The following is a 4,555-nucleotide window of genomic DNA, read 5'->3' as shown; positions in this document are numbered from 1 at the left end:
GCCGTTCGTCGCGGTGATCCTCGGCTGGATCGCCCGGGAGGTGGGCCGCCAGCCCTGGGTGGCGTACGGGTGATCAGGTAGGTGCTCATGTCCGACTCCTCAGTGAGGGTGATGGGCCTACCGGCCGAAGGCGTACGACCGGTCGTCTTACAACTGGTAAAAACTGAGACTCAGGGACAACGCCCCTCGTCACGGCTGGTGATCGACTGGGATCAGGTGAGGATCCGCGTCGTGGTGATCGTGAAGAACTCCCGCAGGGCATCCGGGTTGCCGGAAGCCTTCGCCCGCGCTGCCGCCCCCTCGTAGCCGGAGACCACGAAGCCGGCGAGGTCGCGGGCCGGTTCGTCGCCGTGCAGCTCATCGGCGGCGCGTGCCTGTTCGATCGCCACGCTGAGAGCGGCGACCCACCGGCCGAAGCCGGCGTCGACGGCGGCGCGTAGGGCGTCACTGTGCGCGGGGATCTCGCTGGCGAAGTTGCCGAGCAGGCAGCCCCGGTCTCCCATGGTGTCGCCGAGGCCGGTGATGTAGCGGAGGTGGTTGACGATCCGCTCGCGCGGCGTGCCGCCCTGCTTCTTGTCGAGCATCTCCAACCCCATCGCCGCGGAGTATCTCGCCACCGAGTCGAGGGCGAGGTCCTCCTTGCTGGCGAAGTGGTTGTAGAAGGTGCCCTTGGGCGCTCCGGCGGCGGCGACGATGTCCTGGACGCTCGTGCCGTTGTAGCCGCGCAGGTGGAACAGGTCCAACGCGGCGTCGGACAACCGTTGCCGCGTCCCGGCGGAGGCTGACGACTTCGGTCGTGGCATGTCGGGGCTCCTTCCGATGGCGGTTCCGGCTTGCTGGCACCGCCGACGATATGACCGGTCGTCTCGGAATGCAAATACTGTGACCACGCTCATTCGGCAGTACCGTGGAACGGCCATGGACAGGAACTCCGACGCGATCCGCGAGGAACTGCTGCGGCTGCGCCAGCAGACCGAGGCGCAGGTCACCGCCCTCGACGGTGACCTGCGCAGCCTCTTCGAAGCGTCCCGGGCGTCAAACGCCGACGACGAGCACGACCCGGAGGGCGCCACGATCGCCTTCGAACGCGCACAGCTCACCGCCGTCCTGGACGCCGCCCGCCGCCGCCTCGCGGAGCTGGACGTCGCGCTGCGACGGGTCGACGACGGCAGCTACGGCGTGTGCGAACGGTGTCTGCGTCCGATTCCCGCCGAGCGACTTGTCGCCCGCCCGTCGGCACGCACCTGCGTGGCCTGCGCGAGCCGACGCTGACGGCCCTGGGCCTGTCAGGCGATGGTGGGGCTGCGCCGCTCCAGCAGGACCACGTCACGCCAGCGTCCGTGGTGACGACCAACCCGCTCGCGTACGCCGACCACCCGGAACCCGGTCCGCTGGTGCAGTGCCAGGCTGGCGGTGTTCTCCGGGAAGACTCCGGACTGGATCGTCCAGATGCCGGCCGCCTCGGTGGAGCTGACCAGCGCGTCCAGCAGCAGTCGGCCGGCGCCACGGCCCTGGGCGGCCGGGTCCACGTAGACGGAGTGTTCGACCACGCCGGCGTACACCTCCCGGGTCGAGGTCGGCGAGACCGCGACCCAGCCGAGGACCGCGCCGAGGGGGTCGACGGCCACGAACCGGTGCGCGGTCAGGCGCGCGGCGTCGAACGCCGCCCAGGTCGGCGCGGTGACCTCGAAGCTGGCGTTGCCGGCGTCCAGTCCGGCCTGGTAGATCGTCAGGACCCGTCCGGCGTCGGCGTCGGTCATCGGCCGGACAGTGACGTCGACCATCAGCGGGTTCCCCTCCCGGCGTAGACGGCGCGGTCGCCGAGCTCCTCCTCGATGCGGATGAGCTGGTTGTACTTGGCAGTGCGGTCCGAACGCGACAGCGAGCCAGTCTTGATCTGGCCGCAGCCTACGCCCACGGCCAGGTCGGCGATGGTGGTGTCCTCAGTCTCGCCGGAGCGGTGGGACATCACCACCCGGTACCCCGCCTTGTGGGCGGCGTCCACCGTCGCGAGGGTCTCGGTGAGCGTGCCGATCTGGTTGACCTTGACCAGGATCGCGTTGGCGTAACCGCCCTCGATCCCGTCGCGCAACCGGTCGACGTCGGTGCAGAAGACGTCGTCGCCGACCAACTGCACCCGCTCCCCCGCCAGTGCCGTCAGCCGCTGCCAGCCGGCGATGTCGTCCTCCGCCATCGGGTCCTCGATCGAGCTGATCGGGTAGCGGGCGGCCAGGTCCACCAGGTGGTCGATGTGCTCCTCCACGGAGCGCTGACGACCCTCGCCGACGTAGTCGTAGACGCCGCCACGGTAGAACTCCGAACTGGCCGGGTCGAGGCAGATCGTGATGTCGGTGCCGGGCTCGTAGCCGGATTCCTCGATGGCGCGCAGCACGAAACCCAGCGCCTCGTCGGCGGTCGTGAAGGCCGGCGCGAACCCGCCCTCGTCGCCGACGTTGGTGTGGTGACCGGCCGCGGCCAGAGACGCCTTCAGGGTGTGGAAGACCTCCGAGCCGACCCGGACCGCCTCGGCGAAGGTCCGTGCCCCGACCGGGGCGATCATGAACTCCTGGAAGTCCAGCGGGTTGTCGGCGTGCGCGCCGCCGTTGATGATGTTCATCATCGGCACCGGCAGCAGGCGGGCGCCGACGCCGCCGACGTAGCGGTAGAGCGGCTGCCGGTGGGCCGACGCCGCTGCCTTCGCCGTCGCCAGGGACACCGCGAGGATCGCGTTGGCGCCCAGTCGACTCTTGTCCTTCGAGCCGTCGAGGTCGATCATCGTCGCGTCGATCAGCGCCTGGTCCTCGGCGTCGAGCCCGGTCACCGCGTCGGCGATCTCGCCGTTGACGGCGGCGACCGCCGTCGTGACGCCCTTGCCGTGGAAGCGGGCGGGGTCGCCGTCGCGCAGCTCGACCGCCTCGTTCGCCCCGGTCGACGCGCCCGAGGGTACGGCCGCCCGGCCGACTGAGCCGTCGCTGAGTTCCACGTCGGCCTCGACGGTCGGGTTGCCCCTGCTGTCGAGGATCTGCCGAGCACGCACCCGATTGACTGCCGTCATCACACACTCCCTGGTCACACTGCCTTTTCGTCGCCCAGACTGGCAGGAAACGGCGGTCCTGGCACCGCGACGATGGACACGTTGACCCGTACCCCAGGGTGCGGGTTTAGGGTCGCGGGATGCGGGTGGGTGAGCTGGCACGACGGACCGGGACGACGGTCCGGGCACTGCGGTACTACGAGTCGGCGGGGCTGGTCGTGCCCCGGCGGCTCGGCAACGGCTACCGCGAGTACGACGCGATCGCGGTGCGGCTGGTCGCGCAGATCCGCGAGCTGATGGCGCTCGGCCTCACCGTCGAGGAAACCCGCCCGTTCGTCGAGTCGATTGCCGGTGGCGCCGACGACACCGACGTATGTGCGGCGGCGGTGGCGACGTACCGCAGCACCATCACCACCCTCCAGGAGCGGATCGGCAGGCTGACCGCCCAGCGGGACGCCCTGGACGCGCGCCTGGACGCGGCAGCGACCCAGGTCGTACCCGGTGGCGGCGAGGTCGGGGGCGACCCCGCCGCGCTGGTCGGCACCAGCCTGCCGTCGCTGTCCTTCTACGGCACCGACGGCCGCCCGGTCGACCTCGGCGCGCTCGGCGTCGGGCGCACCGTCATCTTCGTGTACCCACTGACCGGGCGGCCGGGCGTCGACCTGCCCAACGGACTGCTGGAGGTCCACGGCGCCCGGGGCAGCACCGAGCAGGCAGCCTGGTTCCGTGACCACCACGCGGAACTCCGCGCGGCCGGCGCCGCCCGGGTGTACGGCCTGTCCGCGCAGTCGACCGGGTACCAGCGGGAACTGGCGTACCGGTTGCGGCTGCCCTACCCGCTGATCCCCGACCCGAGACTGACCCTGGCCGACGCGCTGCGCCTGCCGACCCGCACCGCCGGTGACATGACGCTCTACGAGCGGCTGACCCTGATCATCGCCGACGGCGTGGTGGAACACGTCTTCCACCCGATCCCGGACCCGGCGTCGCACCCCCTGCACGTGATGCGGTGGCTCACCAAGCGACGCCGGGCCCCCGGATCGGTTGCCGCCTAGAAGTCGTCGTCGAAGGCGACGGTGCCGGTCACCCCGACCTGGTACGCCGACACCCGGCGCTCGAAGAAGTTGGACAGCTCCTGCACGTCCTGCAACTCCATGAAGGCGAACGGGTTGCCCGACCCATAGTGCGGGGCGATGCCGAGCTGGGCGAGCCGACGGTCGGCGACGTGCTGGAGGTACTCCCGCATGTCGGCCAACGTCAGGCCGGGAACGCCGTGGCCCAGCAGGTCCTCGGCGAACTGCACCTCGCACTCGACGGCCTCGGTGAGCATCTGCCGCACCTGCTCGGCGAGGTCGTCGTCGAACAGGTCCGGCTCCTCGGCGCGGACGGTGTCCACCACGTCGAACGCGAACGCCATGTGCATGCTCTCGTCGCGGAACACCCAGTTGGTGCCGGGCCGCCGAAGGCGCAGGGCACTCCTGGCCCACAGGTGTCGATGGTCGCCATGCGGCCGGTGGCCGC

7 protein-coding genes are annotated in these 4,555 nt (G+C 70.7%); 3 read left to right on the top strand and 4 right to left on the bottom strand.

Annotated features, from left to right (window positions below; genetic code table 11):
* Window positions 1–73, top strand: a 73-nt coding sequence (locus ACWCO3_RS31915; protein ID WP_450013606.1) for a cytochrome ubiquinol oxidase subunit I, incomplete at its 5' end; no start/stop codon positions are given.
* A gap of 139 nt (window positions 74–212) precedes the next feature.
* Here the strand turns inward: ACWCO3_RS31915 and ACWCO3_RS31910 are convergent.
* Entirely contained in the window at window positions 213–803 is a 591-nt protein-coding gene (locus ACWCO3_RS31910) for a TetR/AcrR family transcriptional regulator (RefSeq protein WP_450013604.1), read from the bottom strand.
* A gap of 115 nt (window positions 804–918) precedes the next feature.
* On the opposite strand from ACWCO3_RS31910, the gene ACWCO3_RS31905 reads away from it, so the two are divergent.
* A complete protein-coding gene (locus ACWCO3_RS31905; RefSeq protein WP_145782858.1) occupies window positions 919–1,272 on the top strand; it encodes a TraR/DksA family transcriptional regulator in 354 nt (117 codons plus the stop codon).
* Between the two features lie 14 nt (window positions 1,273–1,286).
* Here the strand turns inward: ACWCO3_RS31905 and ACWCO3_RS31900 are convergent, their stop codons facing one another.
* Both ACWCO3_RS31900 and eno read right to left on the bottom strand, forming a co-directional pair.
* Window positions 1,287–1,784: a GNAT family N-acetyltransferase gene (locus ACWCO3_RS31900; RefSeq protein WP_145782860.1), complete on the bottom strand. Its 498-nt coding sequence runs from the start codon at window positions 1,782–1,784 to the stop codon at window positions 1,287–1,289.
* Window positions 1,784–3,055, bottom strand: coding sequence for a phosphopyruvate hydratase (gene eno / locus ACWCO3_RS31895; protein ID WP_450013601.1), 1,272 nt, complete (start codon window positions 3,053–3,055; stop codon window positions 1,784–1,786). Before eno ends, ACWCO3_RS31900 begins: the two co-directional genes overlap by 1 nt.
* A 119-nt stretch (window positions 3,056–3,174) precedes the next feature.
* Between eno and ACWCO3_RS31890 the strand changes: the two genes are divergently transcribed.
* Window positions 3,175–4,089 carry a MerR family transcriptional regulator gene (locus tag ACWCO3_RS31890; protein WP_358053773.1) on the top strand — a complete coding sequence of 305 codons (915 nt, stop codon included), beginning with the start codon at window positions 3,175–3,177 and terminating at the stop codon, window positions 4,087–4,089.
* Here the strand turns inward: ACWCO3_RS31890 and ACWCO3_RS31885 are convergent.
* Window positions 4,086–4,555: ribonucleotide-diphosphate reductase subunit beta (locus ACWCO3_RS31885; protein ID WP_450013599.1), on the bottom strand; the 470-nt coding region annotated here is incomplete at its 5' end. The two genes, ACWCO3_RS31890 and ACWCO3_RS31885, sit on opposite strands and share 4 nt — an antisense overlap.

The sequence above is a fragment of the Micromonospora sp. NPDC002411 genome, assembly GCF_053592955.1.
The sequence above is the reverse complement of the archived record's forward strand: the minus strand, read 5'-3'. Positions and strand labels throughout refer to the sequence as shown.

Bases quoted from the DNA above. Each gene is read 5' to 3' on its own strand.
- ACWCO3_RS31900 (WP_145782860.1), bottom strand. From the start codon at position 1,784: ATGGTCGACGTCACTGTCCGGCCGATGACCGACGCCGACGCCGGACGG.
- ACWCO3_RS31890 (WP_358053773.1), top strand. From the start codon at position 3,175: ATGCGGGTGGGTGAGCTGGCACGACGGACCGGGACGACGGTCCGGGCA.
- ACWCO3_RS31905 (WP_145782858.1), top strand. From the start codon at position 919: ATGGACAGGAACTCCGACGCGATCCGCGAGGAACTGCTGCGGCTGCGC.
- eno (WP_450013601.1), bottom strand. From the start codon at position 3,055: ATGACGGCAGTCAATCGGGTGCGTGCTCGGCAGATCCTCGACAGCAGG.
- ACWCO3_RS31910 (WP_450013604.1), bottom strand. From the start codon at position 803: ATGCCACGACCGAAGTCGTCAGCCTCCGCCGGGACGCGGCAACGGTTG.